This is a genomic window from Escherichia sp. E13S3 (genome assembly GCF_004212325.1).
GTDB lineage: Bacteria > Pseudomonadota > Gammaproteobacteria > Enterobacterales > Enterobacteriaceae > Escherichia.
In genome coordinates, this window is record NZ_RHJR01000018.1 from 35,972 (window position 1) to 53,824 (window position 17,853).

The window sequence follows — 17,853 nt, forward strand, 5'->3', positions numbered from 1 at the left end:
TCAATCTACAGCAATGTTGCTCTCGCCCGGCTTTCTATGCCCTTCTCTGCGGCGACAGATGCTGAAAATAATAACACCTGCTCTCTCTATACAACCAAGGTCAACATGAGTCTGTTTCCCGTTATCGTGGTGTTTGGGCTGTCCTTCCCACCGATATTTTTCGAATTGCTTTTATCACTGGCGATTTTCTGGCTGGTGCGCCGGGTCCTTGTGCCAACAGGTATCTACGACTTCGTCTGGCATCCGGCGCTGTTCAACACCGCGCTCTATTGCTGTTTGTTTTATTTGATATCGCGACTGTTCGTTTGAGGTTGAAGTGAAAACACTAATAAGAAAATTCTCCCGTACGGCCATCACGGTCGTATTAGTCATTCTGGCCTTCATCGCAATTTTTAATGCCTGGGTCTATTACACCGAATCTCCGTGGACGCGTGACGCGCGTTTTAGCGCCGATGTGGTCGCGATTGCGCCGGATGTCTCCGGACTCATCACCCAAGTGAATGTTCATGATAACCAGCTGGTGAAAAAAGGACAGGTACTGTTCACCATCGACCAGCCACGCTACCAAAAGGCCCTCGAAGAAGCGGAAGCTGATGTTGCCTATTATCAGGTACTGGCGCAGGAAAAACGCCAGGAAGCTGGACGTCGCAACCGTCTCGGCATACAGGCGATGTCTCGCGAAGAGATAGACCAGGCCAATAACGTGCTGCAAACGGTCCTGCATCAGTTAGCGAAAGCTCAGGCAACCCGCGATCTGGCAAAACTGGATCTTGAACGTACCGTGATCCGCGCGCCAGCAGATGGCTGGGTGACCAACCTCAACGTCTATACCGGTGAATTTATTACGCGTGGTTCAACGGCTGTAGCGCTGGTGAAACAGAACTCCTTCTATGTGCTGGCCTATATGGAAGAAACCAAGCTGGAAGGGGTACGTTCTGGGTATCGCGCAGAAATCACGCCGCTTGGTAGCAATAAAGTGCTGAAAGGGACTGTCGATAGTGTTGCCGCTGGGGTCACTAACGCCAGCAGTACGCGTGACGACAAAGGGATGGCGACCATCGATTCCAACCTTGAATGGGTGCGTCTGGCGCAACGTGTCCCGGTACGTATTCGTCTCGACAACCAGCAAGATAACATCTGGCCTGCGGGGACTACCGCTACTGTGGTGGTTACGGGTAAACAAGATCGCGATGAAAGTCAGGATTCGTTCTTCCGTAAAATGGCCCATCGCCTGCGTGAGTTTGGTTAATCACGATGGGCATTTTCTCCATTGCTAACCAACATATTCGCTTCGCGGTAAAACTGGCGACCGCCATTGTGCTGGCGCTGTTTGTTGGCTTTCATTTTCAGCTTGAAACACCACGCTGGGCTGTTCTGACTGCGGCGATTGTTGCTGCCGGTCCTGCCTTTGCCGCCGGTGGCGAACCGTACTCTGGCGCCATCCGCTATCGCGGTTTTTTGCGCATCATCGGTACATTTATCGGTTGTATTGCCGGGCTGGTGACCATTATTGCGATGATCCGTGCGCCATTGTTGATGATTCTGGTGTGTTGTATCTGGGCCGGTTTTTGTACCTGGCTCTCCTCGCTGGTACGAGTAGAGAACTCCTATGCGTGGGGGCTTGCCGGTTATACAGCGCTGATCATTGTGATCACCATTCAGCCAGAACCGCTGCTGACGCCGCAGTTTGCCGTTGAACGTTGTAGTGAAATCGTCATTGGTATTGTGTGTGCTATTGTGGCGGATCTGCTCTTTTCTCCACGATCGATCAAACAAGAAGTGGATCGAGAGCTGGAAAGTTTGCTGGTGGCGCAATATCAACTCATGCAATTATGCATCAAACATGGTGATGGCGAGATTGTTGATAAGGCCTGGGGCGACCTGGTTCGCCGCACCACGGCGCTGCAAGGGATGCGTAGCAATCTGAACATGGAATCTTCCCGCTGGGCGCGTGCCAATCGGCGTTTAAAAGCGATCAATACGTTGTCGCTGACGCTGATCACCCAGTCCTGCGAAACTTATCTCATTCAGAACTCGCGCCCGGAGTTGATCACTGATACCTTCCGCGAATTTTTTGACACGCCGGTAGAAACTGCGCAGGACGTCCATAAGCAGCTAAAACGCCTGCGGCGAGTGATTGCCTGGACCGGGGAACGTGAAACACCCATCACTATTTATAGCTGGGTTGCGGCGGCAACGCGTTATCAGTTGCTCAAGCGAGGCGTTATCAGTAACACCAAAATTAACGCCACTGAAGAAGAGATCCTGCAAGGCGAGCCGGAAGTAAAAGTAGAATCCGCCGAGCGTCATCATGCAATGGTCAACTTCTGGCGTACCACGCTGTCCTGCATGCTGGGGACTTTGTTCTGGCTGTGGACCGGATGGACCTCCGGCAGTGGCGCAATGGTGATGATTGCCGTCGTAACGTCGCTGGCAATGCGTTTACCTAATCCACGCATGGTGGCGATCGACTTTATCTACGGCACGGTAGCGGCGCTACCGTTAGGACTGCTCTATTTTTTGGTGATTATCCCCAATACCCAACAGAGTATGTTGCTGCTGTGCCTTAGCCTGGCGGTGCTGGGATTTTTCCTTGGTATTGAAGTGCAGAAACGGCGGTTGGGATCGATGGGCGCGCTGGCCAGTACGATTAATATTATCGTGTTGGATAACCCGATGACCTTTCAGTTCAGTCAGTTTCTCGATAGCGCGCTGGGGCAAATCGTGGGCTGTGTGCTGGCGTTCATCGTCATTCTACTGGTGCGGGATAAATCGCGCGACAGGACAGGACGCGTGCTGCTTAATCAGTTTGTTTCTGCCGCTGTTTCCGCGATGACCACCAATGTCGCCCGGCGTAAAGAGAACCATCTGCCAGCGCTTTATCAGCAGTTGTTTTTGCTGATGAATAAATTTCCCGGCGATTTGCCGAAGTTTCGCCTGGCGTTAACGATGATTATCGCTCACCAGCGATTGCGTGATGCGCCGATACCCGTGAATGATGATTTATCGGCATTTCACCGACAAATGCGCCGCACAGCGGACCATGTGATTTCTGCCCGCAGCGATGACAAACGCCGTCGTTACTTCGGTCAGTTGCTGGAAGAACTGGATATCTACCAGGAGAAACTACGCATCTGGCAAGCGCCGCCGCAGGTCACGGAACCGGTGTATCGGCTTACCGGTATGCTGCATAAATACCAGCACGCGCTAACCGATAATTAAGTCAAAGCCGACGCCAAAAGGTGTCGGTTGAGATTGCTGACATACTCCAAATTGTCTGATGCGCTACGCTTATTAGGCCTATATTGAATTTGCCCCCCTGGTAGGCCGAATAAGGCGTTCACGCCGCATCCGGCATGAACAAAGTGCACTTTGTCAGTAATCAGAAACCGATGCCAAAAGCGTCGGTTTTTTCATGTCTATACTTAGCGATGAACGGCAGAACTCGCCGCGAAACGTGACGGTGGCAACAGATGAATATCTATAGCTTTGATTTTGATGAGATTGAGAGTCAGGAGGACTTTTATCGCGACTTTCGCCAAACCTTTGGTCTGGCGAAAGATAAGGTGCGCGATCTCGACTCACTGTGGGATGTATTAATGAACGATGTTCTGCCGCTACCGCTGGAGATCGAATTTGTTCATCTGGGAGAAAAAACGCGTCGGCGTTTTGGCGCGTTAATATTGCTGTTTGATGAGGCGGAGGAAGAGCTGGAAGGGCATTTGCGTTTCAATGTTCGTCACTAGCGCAAAAAAAAGCCCCCAAACCGGGGGCAATGTCGTCGGACAAGACGATGAGGGTTTATTTGTACAGTTCAGCTGTGGCGTGCCAGGTATCGCCGCTACGCGCTTCGGTAATCTGGTAAGCAGTCGCGCCTTTCTCTTCCGCTTTTTTGTTCAGCATTTCACGCATATCCATTGGAGAAGATGCTACACCGCTGACGGACACGGTGCCGATGGCTTCACGATTTTGTGCTTGTGCAGCATCAATGGAATCGGCAGCGAAAGCACCGAAAGAGAGAACAGAGAGCACACTTAATGCAGCAACAGTGGTTTTGATTTTCATGATTTTTACCTCGACATAATCTTTTAGCTGGGCCTTTGTTTCGTGACCCATATCACAAAATTAAGTATACACTAATTATTGAGCTAATTAATACCACGCTAACTGTTTCTATTGAGGGAGAATTGTTAAAAAGATTAATTTTTATAACAAAAGTGAATTAAAAATACGGGCGTTTAGTAAAAATGACATTTGTTTCAATAAGATATGTGTTTTTGCAAAATGTGCGTTTTTTGCTCTGTGTATTCGTTGTGTGAATGTTTTGTCGCTATAAAACGCACTATTCGTTAAATGAATGGCAGGGGAAAGCAGGGCGATGAATGGAGAATGCATTATTTTCCCCGCCGCCAGAAGCGACGGGGCAGAGATTAAAGCTCCTGGTCGAACAGCTCTAAAATCGCTTCGTACAGGTCTTTGACGGTGAAACCTTTAGCAGGGGTGGTAAAGATGGTGTCATCACCTGCGATGGTGCCAAGAATACCTTCTGCTTTGCCCAGAGAGTCCAGCAGACGCGCAATCAACTGCGCCGCGCCAGGACTGGTATGTATTACAACAACAGCGTCGTTGTAGTCGATATCCAGCACCAGATTCTTCAACGGACTGGAGGTGGTTGGTACGCCCAGTTCAGCTGGCAGGCAGTAAACCATTTCCATCTTTGCATTGCGGGTACGTACAGCACCAAATTTGGTCAACATCCGCGAGACTTTAGACTGATTAATATTGTCAAAGCCTTGCTCCTGCAATGCGGCGACGATTTCGCCCTGGGAGCTAAATTTCTCTTCTTTAAGTAACGCTTTAAACGCTTTAACTAATTCTTCTTGCTTAGACGAGCTTCGCATAAGTCACCCGATATGGTGGTTGATACAACATTATTGTGCATACAGATGAATTTTTATGCAAACAGTCTGCCCTGGAGAAGGCTGAAATAATGTTATGAAAGAGCGGGATTTTATCAAATTTCGTGATTGAGAAACATGCCTGCGTCACGGCGCGCAAATTCTGCTTAAAAGTAAATTAATTGTTATCAAATTGATGTTGTTTTGGCTGAACGGTAGGGTATATTGTCACCACCTGTTGGAATGTTGCTCTGATGCATAAGCGGCTGTTAATTACGTAAGTTAGGTTCCTGATTACGTCAATTAAATGCATAAACGCCAAATTTGCGTGACTACACATTCTTGAGAAGTGGTCATTGTAAACTGTTAATTTGTGGATTAAGGTCGCGGCAGCGGAGCAACATATCTTAGTTTATCAATATAATAAGGAGTTTAGGATGAAAGTCGCAGTCCTCGGCGCTGCTGGCGGTATTGGCCAGGCGCTTGCATTACTGTTAAAAACCCAACTGCCTTCAGGTTCAGAACTCTCCCTGTATGATATCGCTCCAGTCACTCCCGGTGTGGCCGTCGACCTGAGCCATATCCCTACTGCTGTGAAAATCAAAGGTTTTTCTGGTGAAGATGCGACCCCTGCGTTGGAAGGCGCTGATGTGGTTCTAATCTCCGCAGGTGTAGCGCGTAAACCAGGGATGGATCGTTCCGACCTGTTTAACGTTAACGCCGGTATCGTGAAGAATCTGGTACAGCAAATTGCGACAACCTGCCCGAAAGCGTGCATCGGTATCATTACAAACCCGGTAAACACCACGGTAGCAATCGCTGCGGAAGTGCTGAAAAAAGCGGGTGTGTATGACAAGAACAAACTGTTTGGCGTCACCACGCTGGATATCATTCGTTCTAATACGTTTGTCGCTGAACTGAAAGGCAAACAGCCGGGCGAAGTTGAAGTTCCGGTTATTGGCGGTCACTCTGGCGTTACCATTCTGCCGCTGCTGTCTCAAGTTCCTGGCGTAAGCTTTACCGAGCAGGAAGTTGCTGATCTGACCAAACGTATCCAGAACGCGGGTACGGAAGTGGTTGAAGCGAAAGCCGGTGGCGGGTCTGCAACCCTGTCCATGGGCCAGGCAGCTGCACGCTTCGGCCTGTCTCTGGTTCGTGCGCTGCAAGGCGAAAAAGGTGTCGTTGAATGTGCCTACGTTGAAGGTGACGGCCAGTATGCTCGTTTCTTCTCTCAACCGCTTCTGCTGGGTAAAAATGGCGTAGAAGAGCGTAAATCCATCGGTACTCTGAGCGCATTTGAACAGAACGCGCTGGAAGGAATGCTGGATACGCTGAAGAAAGATATCGCCCTGGGCGAAGAGTTCGTTAATAAGTAATTGATTAACGAATAATAAAAAACCGGAGCAACGTCTCCGGTTTTTTGTTTTGAGCGCACGACTTAATTGGTCGCTGGATATTCCTGAATAGTGACCTGCAATGTCAGTTTTTTATCGTCACGCATCACCACCACCGGAATCACCGAACCTGGTCGAATTTCTGCCACTTGATCCATTGTCTCCAGAGCGGAGATTGCAGGTTTGTTGTCCACCGAGATAATCAGATCGTTGACCTGGATACCGGCATTAGCCGCCGGGCCATCAGGTGACACTTCATTAACCACAATCCCTTGCAGTTGATCGATACCACCACCTTGCGCGTGTAATGGTGCGATTTCGCGGCCGCCAATACCGATATAGCCACGAATAACACGTCCATCGCGGATTAGCTTATCCATAATTTTGGTTGCCAACTGGAAGGGAATGGCAAAACCGATGCCTTCTGGAGTTTCGCCATCGTTACTCTTATCAAACGACAGTGTGTTGATGCCCATCAGTTCGCCCAGCGAGTTCACCAGTGCACCGCCGGAGTTGCCGTGGTTAATGGATGCATCGGTTTGCAGAAAGTTTTGCCGCCCGGTCGGGTTCAGGCCGATGCGCCCCGTGGCGCTGATAATCCCCTGGGTAATGGTTTGCCCGAGGTTGTACGGGTTACCGATCGCCAGCACTACATCGCCAATGTGCGGTATGCGACGAGAATTGATTGGAATGGTGGGTAAACCGCCAGTGGCATTAATTTTGAGCACCGCCAGATCAGTCAGTGAATCAGAGCCAACCAGCAGCGCTTCAAATACACGACCATCCTGTAAGGCGACGATGATCTGATCGGCGTCGTTGATTACATGTTTATTGGTAATGATATAACCACGTTGATCCATGATCACACCTGACCCTAGCGTACGGATCTCAAGCTGGTTGTGTGAGGATGTGTTCAAACCACGGTTATAGACATTTACCACCGCTGGCGCGGCGCGGCGGACCGCCAGATTATAACTGGCAGGCGTCTCGTCGGCACTGTCGAATTGCGGTGTGGAAAGCGGGTTAATGCTGCGCAGCGAAGGCATGGCAACCAGCAAAATAGCGCCGACAATTAATCCAATCGCAACGGATCGTAAGAGCTTCACAAACATGATGGAGGCGTCATTAAAAAAGGGAACGGCAGCAGCATATCACGAGTTAACCGGACATCACACGTCAGCCTGATGCCCGGTTTATGACATTAACGCATTAGCAGGTAAATGCTCTCATTACCGCGCATGATTTGCAGGGCAATAATTGCCGGTTTGGTTGCCAGTACTTTGCGCATCTCAGCAATCGAGTTCACCCGATTGCGGTTCACGCCAATAATTACATCATCTTTCTGTAAACCTGCCTGAGCGGCGGGGCTGTCTTTGACAACTTCGTCAATCTTAATGCCTTTTCCGCCATCTTTTAGCTGACTGTCACTCAACGTTGCGCCTTCCAGCGCCGGTGTAATCATCTCTGCACTGGCTGAAGAAGATGTGCTGGTATCAAGCGTCACTTCCACTTCCTGCGGCTTGCCGTTACGTAACAGACCAAGCTTCACTTTAGTACCAGGTTCAGTGGTGGCGATGCGGGAACGCAACTCGGCGAAGCTATTGAGCGGTTTGCCGTTGAGGCTGGTAATAATATCGCCTGCTTTCACGCCCGCTTTCGCCGAGCCAGAACCAGGCAGAACTTCACTGACAAACGCGCCACGTTGCACATCTAAATTAAACGCTTTGGCGATATCGGCACTCATCTCGGTACCTTTAATGCCTAACAGACCGCGTTTAATTTCACCAAAGTCGATAAGTTGCTGCGCCAGGGTACGCGCCATATTGCTGGGGATAGCAAAACCAATCCCGACGCTACCGCCGCCAGGGGCAAGAATTGCGGTGTTAATACCAATCAACTCGCCGTTAAGGTTTAACAGCGCACCGCCGGAGTTACCCCGGTTAATGGAAGCATCGGTCTGGATAAAGTTTTCCAGACCTTCGAGATTTAACCCGCTGCGACCTAATGCGGAAACAATGCCTGAAGTCGCGGTTTGCCCAAGGCCAAATGGGTTACCGACCGCGACGGCAAAATCACCGACGCGCAGTTTGTCGGAGTCGGCAATGGCGATTTGCGTTAATTTGCTCGGATTCTGAATTTGTAGCAGGGCGATATCGCTCTGGTCGTCGCTGCCAATCAACTTCGCATCAAACTCGCGTCCGTCATTGAGCTGAATACTGATTTTCTGCGCCTGATTGATGACGTGATTGTTGGTCAGTACATAACCTTTATTGGCATTGATGATGACACCGGAGCCTAAACCTTCAAAGGGTTGCGCAGGTTGATCCGGTAAATCATCGCCAAAAAATTTTTTGAATTCTTCCGGGATTTTCTGTTCCTGGCTGGCAGTCCCTTCAACTCGCACGCTTACCACCGCGGGAAGCACTTTTTCCAGCATCGGGGCCAGGCTGGGCAATGGCGCCTGACCGGCAACCTGGCCGGGAATCGACGCGACAGCCTGAAACGGCGCCGAGAGAGTTAACCCGACACTTAACGCTAATGCACTCAACAGCTGGGTTTGTTTTTTCATTATTCCTGCTCTCGTACCTGAATGATAAGAAAAAGAGATTCAAAACAGTTTGATGTTATTGAATTTTCAGACGGCTAACAATGAGACACCAGATTAAATGATAGTCGGGGAGGGAGAGAAGAGGAGGGCGCAATGGCTGCGCCCGCAAAATAAATTAGTCGCGCTTTGCGCCAGTGCGCAGCAGGCCAGATGCGCCTTCAGAATAGTCGCGTGGCATCTGCACCGGTGCCTGATCGTTGCTGGCTTCAGACTCAGCCAGACGATTACGGAACGGGTTTGCTTCTGCGGACAGTTCCGGCAGCAGGCTGCTGGAGCTTTTCGCCATGTGTTGATACAACTGGCGATAGTCATGCGCCATGGTATCCAGTAATTCCGCGCTGCGGGCAAAGTGGTTAACCAACTCTTCGCGATACTCGTCCAGTTCAGCTTTATTTTTTTCCAGTTCGTACTGCAACGCCTGTTGCTGGCGTAGTTTACGATTACCAAAACGCATGGCCACAGCACCAATAATGATGCCGACGACTAACCCAATTAGCGCATATTCCCAGGTCATGAACATCTCCCGTTGTCTTTTGTTTCCGTAGGGTGTTGGCTTCAGGCTCCATGCCTGCGGCTGATTATGCCACTATAACCGTTAATTCCACAGAAGTGGAATCCCGACTGCATATCGCGTAGTGTAGAACGGCCTTTTTTTCGTCAACCGTGAACAACGGCACACCGATTATTCAAGGAATAACAAGAACATCATGCAAAGCATTACCCCGACATCGCAATACCTGAAGGCGCTCAATGAGGGCAGCCATCAACCTGACGACGTACAAAAAGAGGCCGTCAGTCGGCTGGAGATTATCTACCAGGAATTAATCAACAGCACGCAGCCCACTGCGAGGGCGAGTGGGTTAATGGCGCGAGTCGGTAAACTGTGGGGTAAGCGCGAAGAGGCAAGCAGTGCGCCGGTGCGTGGCTTATATATGTGGGGCGGTGTAGGACGCGGGAAAACCTGGCTGATGGACCTTTTCTATCAAAGTTTGCCGGGTGAGCGGAAACAGCGCCTGCACTTTCACCGTTTTATGCTGCGCGTGCATGAAGAACTGACTGCATTACAGGGGCAGACTGACCCGCTGGAAATTATTGCCGATCGCTTCAAAGCAGAAACCGATGTCCTCTGTTTTGATGAATTTTTTGTTTCGGATATTACCGATGCCATGTTGCTTGGCGGTTTAATGAAAGCCCTGTTCGCTCGCGGAATAACGCTGGTCGCAACGTCAAATATTCCGCCTGATGAGCTTTATCGTAATGGTCTGCAACGAGCGCGTTTTCTACCGGCTATCGACGCCATTAAACAGTATTGCGATGTAATGAATGTCGATGCAGGCGTCGATTATCGACTACGAACGCTTACCCAGGCGCATTTATGGCTGTCGCCGCTCAATGATGAAACCCGTGCGCAAATGGATAAACTTTGGTTGGTGCTGGCGGGGGCGAAACGCGAAAATTCACCGACGTTAGAAATTAACCATCGACCGCTGGCGACAATGGGCGTTGAGAATCAGACGCTTGCCGTCTCTTTTACCACCTTGTGTGTCGATGCCCGCAGCCAGCATGACTATATAGCGCTCTCACGCCTGTTTCACACAGTGATGTTGTTTGATGTGCCAGTCATGACGCGGTTGATGGAGAGCGAAGCACGACGTTTTATTGCGCTGGTGGATGAGTTTTACGAGCGCCATGTCAAATTAGTGGTGAGCGCAGAAGTGCCTTTGTATGAAATTTATCAGGGCGAGCGACTGAAGTTTGAGTTCCAGCGTTGCCTGTCACGTCTACAAGAGATGCAGAGCGAAGAGTATTTGAAGCGCGAGCATTTGGCAGGGTAAAACCTGCCATAAATCACAAAAAGGGGTCGATCTTTGACCCCGACTTCTCTATAATCCTGCGACCCCACGTTACAAGAAAGTTTTTTTTCCCGAAACTTTTTGTGTGCTGGCATAGGCTATTCGAAGGGGTAGGTTTGCCGGACTTTGTCGTGTGAACCTCAACAATTGAAGACGTTTGGGTGTTCACCAACGTGTAACTATTTATTGGGTAAGCTTTTAATGAAAACTTTTACAGCTAAACCAGAAACCGTAAAACGCGACTGGTATGTTGTTGACGCGACCGGTAAAACTCTGGGCCGTCTGGCTACTGAACTGGCTCGTCGCCTGCGCGGTAAGCACAAAGCGGAATACACTCCGCACGTAGATACCGGTGATTACATCATCGTTCTGAACGCTGACAAAGTTGCTGTAACCGGCAACAAGCGTACTGACAAAGTGTACTATCACCACACCGGTCACATCGGTGGTATCAAACAAGCGACCTTTGAAGAGATGATTGCTCGCCGTCCTGAGCGTGTGATTGAAATCGCGGTTAAAGGCATGTTGCCAAAAGGCCCGCTGGGTCGTGCTATGTTCCGTAAACTGAAAGTTTACGCGGGTAACGAGCACAACCACGCGGCACAGCAACCGCAAGTTCTTGACATCTAATCGGGATTATAGGCAATGGCTGAAAATCAATACTACGGCACTGGTCGCCGCAAAAGTTCCGCAGCTCGCGTTTTCATCAAACCGGGCAACGGTAAAATCGTTATCAACCAACGTTCTCTGGAACAGTACTTCGGTCGTGAAACTGCCCGCATGGTAGTTCGTCAGCCGCTGGAACTGGTCGACATGGTTGAGAAACTGGATCTGTACATCACTGTTAAAGGTGGTGGTATCTCTGGTCAGGCTGGTGCGATCCGTCACGGTATCACCCGCGCTCTGATGGAGTACGACGAATCCCTGCGTTCTGAACTGCGTAAAGCTGGCTTCGTTACTCGTGACGCTCGTCAGGTTGAACGTAAGAAAGTCGGTCTGCGTAAAGCACGTCGTCGTCCGCAGTTCTCCAAACGTTAATTGCTTTCTGCTTCGGCAGAATACAATTTGCGAAAAAAACCCGCTTCGGCGGGTTTTTTTATGGCTAAAGTCCGATTCCAGCCTCTTTTCCCTCTCTCTTCAGCATTATTCTCTTTTTAATAGTATTTTCCACGTACTGTAGAAAAGGATATCGCGATGGGATTATTTAATGCATTGTTTAACAAGAAAGAATCTTTAACGTTGTCGAATAAATGGGAGTTCTTTATTACAACAGTGGATGACCATGTCACGGGCATACGTGTTGATATCGGCGCCATTCAGGACGAAAGATTTGATCGACTTAACCACACCTGGTTCTTTCGTGTGCGTTATACCCATTGTTATGAAAACGGTTTACCGCAGCCTGATGAAACACAACGTTTAAATCGTATAGAGGACTGGCTTGAGGAGAGGGGCAAGGCCTTACCGATTTGGTTGGTGGGGGTGGTAACACAAGAAGGCTGGCGCGATTTTGTTTTCCAGTCGGAAAAAGAACTGGACTGGGAAAGAACGCTGGATAAATTGCTCGCGGGTGGCCCGGAAGTCTCTTGCAGCTATAGTATGAGTAAAAACGATAACGGAAATTACTATCGCCAGTTCCTGTACCCGTCGAAATATGACTGGAACTGGATACACGATTCCCGCGTATGCCGTGGGCTGCTGGAACATGGTGACGATTTGACTCTTCCACGCACCATTGATTACTACGCGACATTGCCGACAGAAGCTGCTGCACGCGCCTTTGCGGAGGACGTGACGAAATTGCCATATGGCATTACGCTGGTGAGCATTCGGATGAACGACCAACAACCAGGGTATATGGCGTCATTTACTAACACTGATGCTCCTGAACAATGGCATATGACCGAGATTACATGCCAGCTTACCGATTTGGCTGAAAAGCATGGCGGTAGTTTTGATGGCTGGGGCGCACCGATAGCAACGGCGTAAAAGAGGTAAACAACATTTCTGGTGGGGATTAAGTCAAGCATTTCAGACTAAGGAACATCTCTTTTTCCCCATTTCCGGCATCGACTCACCACAAAGGTCGCAAAATCTGGTAAACTATCATCCAATTTTCTGCCCAAATGTCGGGTATTGCTCATTTTTTGTTTGTTTTTCGAACAAAGAGAGTCGTTCCTTACTGGGTAACACAACTTCTGACTGGCCACCTGGTGGCTGGTAGCAGTAAAAATTCTGACTATACCTGGAGGTTTTCATGGCTGTCGCTGCCAACAAACGTTCGGTAATGACGCTGTTTTCCGGTCCTACTGACATCTATAGCCATCAGGTCCGCATTGTGCTGGCTGAAAAAGGTGTAAGTTTCGAGATCGAACACGTGGAAAAGGACAATCCGCCTCAGGATCTGATTGACCTCAACCCGAATCAGAGCGTTCCGACCCTGGTGGATCGTGAGCTGACCCTGTGGGAATCTCGCATCATTATGGAATACCTGGATGAGCGTTTCCCGCATCCGCCACTGATGCCTGTTTACCCGGTAGCTCGCGGTGAAAGCCGCCTGTACATGCACCGCATCGAAAAAGACTGGTACACGCTGATGAACACCATCATCAACGGTTCAGCCTCTGAAGCGGATGCCGCACGTAAGCAACTGCGCGAAGAACTGCTGGCGATTGCGCCGGTCTTCGGTCAGAAGCCGTACTTCCTGAGCGATGAGTTCAGCCTGGTCGATTGCTACCTTGCTCCGCTGCTGTGGCGTCTGCCGCAACTGGGCATCGAGTTCAGCGGCCCGGGTGCGAAAGAGCTGAAAGGCTATATGACCCGCGTCTTTGAGCGTGACTCTTTCCTTGCTTCCTTAACCGAAGCTGAACGTGAAATGCGTCTGGGCCGGAGTTAATCTGTATGGATTTGTCACAGCTAACACCACGTCGTCCCTATCTGCTGCGTGCATTCTATGAGTGGTTGCTGGATAACCAGCTCACGCCGCACCTGGTGGTGGATGTGACGCTCCCTGGCGTGCAGGTTCCTATGGAATATGCACGTGACGGGCAAATCGTACTCAACATTGCTCCGCGTGCGGTCGGCAACCTGGAACTGGCGAATGATGAAGTGCGCTTTAACGCGCGCTTTGGCGGTATCCCGCGGCAAGTTTCAGTACCGCTGGCTGCTGTGCTGGCTATCTACGCCCGTGAAAATGGCGCAGGCACAATGTTCGAGCCTGAAGCTGCCTACGACGAAGATGCCAGCATCATGAATGATGAAGATGTATCGGCAGATAATGAAACCGTTATGTCGGTCATTGATGGCGATAAGCCAGATCGCGATGATGATAATCATCCTGATGATGAACCGCCGCAACCGCCACGTGGTGGTCGCCCGGCATTACGCGTTGTGAAGTAAAACAAAAACAGGCCCAGGAGGCCTGTTTTGTCGTTTTAAGGGCTTAATAAAATAGCGTAATTGTGGCGATCATATTCACCACGAATCCGACTGCCATTGGGATCGCAGTCCGCTTCACCACTTCAAAGGGCGAAACGCCTGCTATTCCTGAAGTTACTACCACTACCGCAGTAATCGGCGAAACCGCACGCGCCAGCGTTGTGGCAAAGTGCATCGGCATAATCATCACTACCGCGGGTACGTGCAGTCCAGCTGCGATATTCGGAATAAGGCTGGCAAATGACATAAATGGCGCATTGCCGGAGCCCATCACAATGGCACAAATGGCAATTACCAGCGCCATAATAATCATCACGCCAATGCCACCAAGGCCAGAATGCTCGGCGCCTTTGATAACCGCATCAACGGTGCCAATCGTCGTTAAGCCTTTCGCAAATATTTCACCCGCGACCACCAGCGTTACCACGTTGGCAAACTGCGTACCCATGCCGTCAAAAAACGCCTGCACATCGTCCATTGTTTCGCGCAAGTTATGCTTGCGGAAGAACTCAACAAACATCGTCACCGTCAAACTCAGTAACATCACCACCACCAGATGCAGTTCTGACTGCATCAGCCCGACGTGGGCGAGGAACAGCGAGCCGAGCATCAGGATTAACGGCATCACCGGTAAAATGGCGTAATAGAGCGGTGGGACATTGTTGAGATCCTTTTGCTCCGCCTGTTCGTGATTGATATTTTTATCTTTTTTGTCAAAAGCGCGTTGCACGAAAAAGTGGGAGATTGCCACTGAGAGAATGACACAAGAGGCGACCGGTAGCTGATAGTGGAAGAAGTAAGTGGCGATTTTCATTCCCGCTACCTGGGCGGCAAAAATGGAGTTCGTTTCCAGAATTCCCCATTCAATAGACATGGTGGTCGCTATAACCGCCACCGCAGAGAGGCGACTTACTCCCAGACTCACCAGCGTCGGAAATAACGTGACCATCAGCAACATACCCAGACCGGAGGCGCTGGTAATAAACTGCGCCATGATTTGACCGATGACGTAAGTTGCCGACAGTATGAGATACGGTGAGCGAATGAGCTTTAACGGGCGGCTTAACAAGCTCACCATCGCCCGACTGGCTCCTATGCGCTCCATGTAACGGGCATAACCGCCCACCGCCATAATCGACAGCCCCAACCCGGCAATGCGGTTGGACAGCATGCGCAGGATTTCATTATAAATATCAACAATCAGATAGCCGCTGCTTTTGGCGGGGTCGAGTACACCCCCAAACCCTAACCAGACACCACACATCATCAGGAAGATACCCGCTGCGGCCAGCACCACCTGTGGTTTGTAATTTTTAAGGATCAAATAGCCCATCGTTATTAACACGATGACAGAAATAATTATGCCGAACATTGTTCAACTCCGTGTCAAAAGAATATGGTCAATCCCATTAACGGCAGATTGAAAACAATGATGTTATATTTTTTACAAGGTTATTTATGGTGTTGGTGTCGAATTTTTTAATCGTAATAAAGAGAGTTTTTCATTATAAAATATATATTTATGATTATTTCGCAAGAACACGTTCATAATATTCATAATGTCTATGAATATTCTTGTAAATAATTTAGCTGGGATGTTTTTATCTACGTTATATTTATTTTTCGCAAAAGTTAATTATTAAATTAATTACGATAATGATGGTGTACGAAGAGTAAAACCCTTCGTTTCACCCTGCTTTCATTCCTGTGATAGGATGTCATTGATGATGTTAATCACACTGACCTTAAAGAATGGGCCTTATGAACGCATTTGATTCGCAAAACGAAGATTCTTCACCTGCAATTGGTCGCAACTTGCGTAGCCGTCCGCTGGCGCGTAAAAAACTCTCCGAAATGGTGGAAGAAGAGCTGGAGCAGATGATCCGCCGCCGCGAGTTTGGCGAAGGGGAGCAGTTGCCGTCTGAGCGCGAACTCATGGCGTTCTTTAACGTCGGGCGTCCTTCGGTGCGTGAAGCACTGGCGGCGTTAAAGCGTAAAGGTCTGGTGCAAATAAATAACGGTGAGCGCGCTCGCGTCTCGCGTCCTTCTGCGGACACCATCATCGGCGAGTTGTCCGGTATGGCGAAAGATTTCCTTTCTCATCCAGGAGGGATAGCCCATTTCGAACAGTTACGTCTGTTCTTTGAGTCCAGCCTGGTGCGCTATGCGGCTGAACATGCCACCGATGAACAAATCGATTTGCTGGCAAAAGCCCTGGAAATCAACAGTCAGTCGCTGGATAACAATGCCGCGTTCATTCGTTCAGACGTTGATTTCCACCGCGTACTGGCGGAGATCCCGGGTAATCCGATCTTTAAGGCAATCCACGTTGCCTTGCTCGACTGGTTGATCGCCGCGCGCCCAACGGTCGCCGATCAGGCATTGCATGAGCATAATAACGTCAGCTATCAACAACATATTGCGATCGTTGACGCGATCCGCCGCCACGATCCCGACGAAGCCGATCGCGCGTTGCAATCACATCTCAACAGCGTTTCTGCCACCTGGCACGCCTTCGGCCAAACCACTCACAAAAAGAAATAATGCCACTTTAGTGAAGCAGATCGCATTATAAGCGTTCTGTATGATGTGTTGCTTATTTGATCTGGTATAACAGGTATAAAGGTATATCGTTTCAACAGACAGCATCACTTCAGAGGTATTTATGGCAACGAATTTACGTGGCGTGATGGCCGCACTCCTGACTCCTTTTGATCAACAACAAGCACTGGATAAAGCGAGTCTGCGCCGCCTGGTTCAGTTCAATATTCAGCAGGGCATCGACGGTTTGTACGTGGGTGGTTCGACAGGCGAAGCCTTTGTGCAGAGCCTTTCCGAGCGTGAACAGGTAATGGAAATCGTCGCCGAAGAGGCGAAAGGTAAGATTAAATTAATCGCTCACGTAGGTTGCGTCAGTACTGCTGAAAGCCAACAGCTTGCGGCTTCAGCCAAACGTTATGGCTTCGATGCCGTCTCCGCCGTTACGCCGTTCTACTATCCTTTCAGCTTTGAAGAACACTGCGATCACTATCGGTCAATCATTGACTCGGCGGATGGTTTGCCGATGGTGGTGTACAACATTCCGGCACTGAGCGGGGTAAAACTGACTCTGGATCAGATCAATACACTGGTTACGTTACCTGGCGTAGGTGCGCTGAAACAGACCTCTGGCGATCTCTATCAGATGGAACAGATCCGTCGCGAACACCCGGATCTGGTGCTCTATAACGGTTACGACGAAATCTTCGCTTCCGGCCTGCTGGCGGGCGCAGACGGCGGTATCGGCAGTACTTACAACATCATGGGTTGGCGTTATCAGGGTATCGTGAAGGCGCTGAAAGAAGGCGATATCCAGACCGCGCAGAAGCTGCAAACTGAGTGCAACAAAGTCATTGATTTGCTCATTAAAACCGGCGTATTCCGCGGCCTGAAAACCGTCCTGCACTATATGGATGTGGTGTCTGTTCCGCTGTGCCGTAAACCGTTTGGTCCGGTAGATGAAAAATATCTGCCAGAACTGAAGGCGCTTGCTCAGCAGTTGATGCAAGAGCGCGGGTGAGTTTTTTCCCCTCGCTCGCCCCTACCGGGTGAGGGGAACTAAGCGCATCTGTACCCTACAATTTTCATACCAAAGCGTGTGGGCATTGCCCACCGCGGGAGAC

The 17,853-nt window shown here is 49.8% G+C and carries 19 protein-coding genes; 13 read left to right on the forward strand and 6 right to left on the reverse strand.

Translation table 11 applies throughout. The features are described from left to right. The first annotated feature begins 105 nt into the window (after nucleotides 1-105). The 4 genes from aaeX to D9597_RS17760 all read left to right on the forward strand — a co-directional run bounded on the left by aaeX (nucleotide 106) and on the right by D9597_RS17760 (nucleotide 3,746). Entirely contained in the window at nucleotides 106-309 is a 204-nt protein-coding gene (gene aaeX / locus D9597_RS17745; RefSeq protein ID WP_000051841.1) for a p-hydroxybenzoic acid efflux pump operon protein AaeX, read from the forward strand. 7 nt (nucleotides 310-316) lie between these two features. After that, nucleotides 317-1,249, forward strand: a complete 933-nt coding sequence (gene aaeA, locus D9597_RS17750) for a p-hydroxybenzoic acid efflux pump subunit AaeA (protein ID WP_130223742.1) — start codon at nucleotides 317-319, stop codon at nucleotides 1,247-1,249. Nucleotides 1,250-1,254: 5 nt separating this feature from the next. Further along, the gene (aaeB, locus tag D9597_RS17755) at nucleotides 1,255-3,222 is read left to right on the forward strand and encodes a p-hydroxybenzoic acid efflux pump subunit AaeB (RefSeq protein ID WP_130223744.1); all 1,968 of its coding nucleotides are present in this window, start codon (nucleotides 1,255-1,257) and stop codon (nucleotides 3,220-3,222) included. Nucleotides 3,223-3,473: 251 nt separating this feature from the next. Beyond that, nucleotides 3,474-3,746 (forward strand): barstar family protein, encoded by a 273-nt coding sequence (locus D9597_RS17760; protein ID WP_001028998.1) that lies wholly within the window; start codon nucleotides 3,474-3,476, stop codon nucleotides 3,744-3,746. A gap of 55 nt (nucleotides 3,747-3,801) precedes the next feature. Here the strand turns inward: D9597_RS17760 and yhcN are convergent, their stop codons facing one another. Both yhcN and argR read right to left on the reverse strand, forming a co-directional pair. Then, the gene (gene yhcN / locus D9597_RS17765; RefSeq protein ID WP_000695690.1) at nucleotides 3,802-4,065 is read right to left on the reverse strand and encodes a peroxide/acid stress response protein YhcN; all 264 of its coding nucleotides are present in this window, start codon (nucleotides 4,063-4,065) and stop codon (nucleotides 3,802-3,804) included. Nucleotides 4,066-4,430: 365 nt separating this feature from the next. Beyond that, the gene (argR, locus tag D9597_RS17770) at nucleotides 4,431-4,901 is read right to left on the reverse strand and encodes a transcriptional regulator ArgR (protein WP_064529494.1); all 471 of its coding nucleotides are present in this window, start codon (nucleotides 4,899-4,901) and stop codon (nucleotides 4,431-4,433) included. Nucleotides 4,902-5,335: 434 nt separating this feature from the next. On the opposite strand from argR, the gene mdh reads away from it, so the two are divergent. Continuing rightward, nucleotides 5,336-6,274, forward strand: coding sequence for a malate dehydrogenase (gene mdh, locus D9597_RS17775; protein WP_064529495.1), 939 nt, complete (start codon nucleotides 5,336-5,338; stop codon nucleotides 6,272-6,274). 62 nt (nucleotides 6,275-6,336) lie between these two features. On the opposite strand, the gene degS is transcribed toward mdh, so the two are convergent. The 3 genes from degS to zapG all read right to left on the reverse strand — a co-directional run bounded on the left by degS (nucleotide 6,337) and on the right by zapG (nucleotide 9,414). Next, nucleotides 6,337-7,404, reverse strand: a complete 1,068-nt coding sequence (gene degS, locus D9597_RS17780; RefSeq protein WP_064529496.1) for an outer membrane-stress sensor serine endopeptidase DegS — start codon at nucleotides 7,402-7,404, stop codon at nucleotides 6,337-6,339. A gap of 89 nt (nucleotides 7,405-7,493) precedes the next feature. Next, complete coding sequence (gene degQ / locus D9597_RS17785) at nucleotides 7,494-8,861, reverse strand: serine endoprotease DegQ (protein WP_130219168.1); 1,368 nt, start codon at nucleotides 8,859-8,861, stop codon at nucleotides 7,494-7,496. Between the two features lie 154 nt (nucleotides 8,862-9,015). Beyond that, nucleotides 9,016-9,414 carry a Z-ring associated protein ZapG gene (gene zapG / locus D9597_RS17795; protein ID WP_010345273.1) on the reverse strand — a complete coding sequence of 133 codons (399 nt, stop codon included), beginning with the start codon at nucleotides 9,412-9,414 and terminating at the stop codon, nucleotides 9,016-9,018. Between the two features lie 193 nt (nucleotides 9,415-9,607). Between zapG and zapE the strand changes: the two genes are divergently transcribed. From zapE to sspB, 6 genes are all read left to right on the forward strand, one after another. Beyond that, entirely contained in the window at nucleotides 9,608-10,735 is a 1,128-nt protein-coding gene (gene zapE, locus D9597_RS17800) for a cell division protein ZapE (protein ID WP_130223746.1), read from the forward strand. A 219-nt stretch (nucleotides 10,736-10,954) separates the two neighbouring features. Continuing rightward, nucleotides 10,955-11,383, forward strand: a complete 429-nt coding sequence (rplM, locus tag D9597_RS17805; RefSeq protein ID WP_000847559.1) for a 50S ribosomal protein L13 — start codon at nucleotides 10,955-10,957, stop codon at nucleotides 11,381-11,383. A 15-nt stretch (nucleotides 11,384-11,398) separates the two neighbouring features. Next, the gene (gene rpsI / locus D9597_RS17810; RefSeq protein WP_000829818.1) at nucleotides 11,399-11,791 is read left to right on the forward strand and encodes a 30S ribosomal protein S9; all 393 of its coding nucleotides are present in this window, start codon (nucleotides 11,399-11,401) and stop codon (nucleotides 11,789-11,791) included. A gap of 156 nt (nucleotides 11,792-11,947) precedes the next feature. Beyond that, the gene (locus D9597_RS17815; protein ID WP_130223748.1) at nucleotides 11,948-12,742 is read left to right on the forward strand and encodes a DUF695 domain-containing protein; all 795 of its coding nucleotides are present in this window, start codon (nucleotides 11,948-11,950) and stop codon (nucleotides 12,740-12,742) included. A gap of 268 nt (nucleotides 12,743-13,010) precedes the next feature. Beyond that, nucleotides 13,011-13,649 (forward strand): stringent starvation protein SspA, encoded by a 639-nt coding sequence (gene sspA, locus D9597_RS17820; RefSeq protein WP_000257293.1) that lies wholly within the window; start codon nucleotides 13,011-13,013, stop codon nucleotides 13,647-13,649. Nucleotides 13,650-13,654: 5 nt separating this feature from the next. After that, nucleotides 13,655-14,152: a ClpXP protease specificity-enhancing factor gene (gene sspB / locus D9597_RS17825; RefSeq protein WP_064529500.1), complete on the forward strand. Its 498-nt coding sequence runs from the start codon at nucleotides 13,655-13,657 to the stop codon at nucleotides 14,150-14,152. Nucleotides 14,153-14,195: 43 nt separating this feature from the next. On the opposite strand, the gene dcuC is transcribed toward sspB, so the two are convergent. After that, nucleotides 14,196-15,563 (reverse strand): anaerobic C4-dicarboxylate transporter DcuC, encoded by a 1,368-nt coding sequence (gene dcuC, locus D9597_RS17830; protein ID WP_130223750.1) that lies wholly within the window; start codon nucleotides 15,561-15,563, stop codon nucleotides 14,196-14,198. 380 nt (nucleotides 15,564-15,943) lie between these two features. Between dcuC and nanR the strand changes: the two genes are divergently transcribed. Together nanR and nanA are read left to right on the forward strand one after the other, a co-directional pair. Continuing rightward, nucleotides 15,944-16,735: a transcriptional regulator NanR gene (nanR, locus tag D9597_RS17835; RefSeq protein ID WP_130204540.1), complete on the forward strand. Its 792-nt coding sequence runs from the start codon at nucleotides 15,944-15,946 to the stop codon at nucleotides 16,733-16,735. 121 nt (nucleotides 16,736-16,856) lie between these two features. Further along, nucleotides 16,857-17,750 carry an N-acetylneuraminate lyase gene (gene nanA / locus D9597_RS17840; RefSeq protein WP_130219177.1) on the forward strand — a complete coding sequence of 298 codons (894 nt, stop codon included), beginning with the start codon at nucleotides 16,857-16,859 and terminating at the stop codon, nucleotides 17,748-17,750. Nucleotides 17,751-17,853 lie beyond the last annotated feature (103 nt).

What these genes read in the sequence shown, in the direction of transcription:
- rplM (WP_000847559.1), top strand. Translation starts at nt 10,955, where the DNA reads ATGAAAACTTTTACAGCTAAACCAGAAACCGTAAAACGCGACTGGTAT.
- zapE (WP_130223746.1), top strand. Translation starts at nt 9,608, where the DNA reads ATGCAAAGCATTACCCCGACATCGCAATACCTGAAGGCGCTCAATGAG.
- aaeX (WP_000051841.1), top strand. Translation starts at nt 106, where the DNA reads ATGAGTCTGTTTCCCGTTATCGTGGTGTTTGGGCTGTCCTTCCCACCG.
- nanA (WP_130219177.1), top strand. Translation starts at nt 16,857, where the DNA reads ATGGCAACGAATTTACGTGGCGTGATGGCCGCACTCCTGACTCCTTTT.
- argR (WP_064529494.1), bottom strand. Translation starts at nt 4,901, where the DNA reads ATGCGAAGCTCGTCTAAGCAAGAAGAATTAGTTAAAGCGTTTAAAGCG.
- sspA (WP_000257293.1), top strand. Translation starts at nt 13,011, where the DNA reads ATGGCTGTCGCTGCCAACAAACGTTCGGTAATGACGCTGTTTTCCGGT.
- degS (WP_064529496.1), bottom strand. Translation starts at nt 7,404, where the DNA reads ATGTTTGTGAAGCTCTTACGATCCGTTGCGATTGGATTAATTGTCGGC.
- mdh (WP_064529495.1), top strand. Translation starts at nt 5,336, where the DNA reads ATGAAAGTCGCAGTCCTCGGCGCTGCTGGCGGTATTGGCCAGGCGCTT.
- dcuC (WP_130223750.1), bottom strand. Translation starts at nt 15,563, where the DNA reads ATGTTCGGCATAATTATTTCTGTCATCGTGTTAATAACGATGGGCTAT.
- degQ (WP_130219168.1), bottom strand. Translation starts at nt 8,861, where the DNA reads ATGAAAAAACAAACCCAGCTGTTGAGTGCATTAGCGTTAAGTGTCGGG.
- nanR (WP_130204540.1), top strand. Translation starts at nt 15,944, where the DNA reads ATGGGCCTTATGAACGCATTTGATTCGCAAAACGAAGATTCTTCACCT.
- sspB (WP_064529500.1), top strand. Translation starts at nt 13,655, where the DNA reads ATGGATTTGTCACAGCTAACACCACGTCGTCCCTATCTGCTGCGTGCA.
- D9597_RS17815 (WP_130223748.1), top strand. Translation starts at nt 11,948, where the DNA reads ATGGGATTATTTAATGCATTGTTTAACAAGAAAGAATCTTTAACGTTG.
- D9597_RS17760 (WP_001028998.1), top strand. Translation starts at nt 3,474, where the DNA reads ATGAATATCTATAGCTTTGATTTTGATGAGATTGAGAGTCAGGAGGAC.
- rpsI (WP_000829818.1), top strand. Translation starts at nt 11,399, where the DNA reads ATGGCTGAAAATCAATACTACGGCACTGGTCGCCGCAAAAGTTCCGCA.
- zapG (WP_010345273.1), bottom strand. Translation starts at nt 9,414, where the DNA reads ATGACCTGGGAATATGCGCTAATTGGGTTAGTCGTCGGCATCATTATT.
- yhcN (WP_000695690.1), bottom strand. Translation starts at nt 4,065, where the DNA reads ATGAAAATCAAAACCACTGTTGCTGCATTAAGTGTGCTCTCTGTTCTC.
- aaeB (WP_130223744.1), top strand. Translation starts at nt 1,255, where the DNA reads ATGGGCATTTTCTCCATTGCTAACCAACATATTCGCTTCGCGGTAAAA.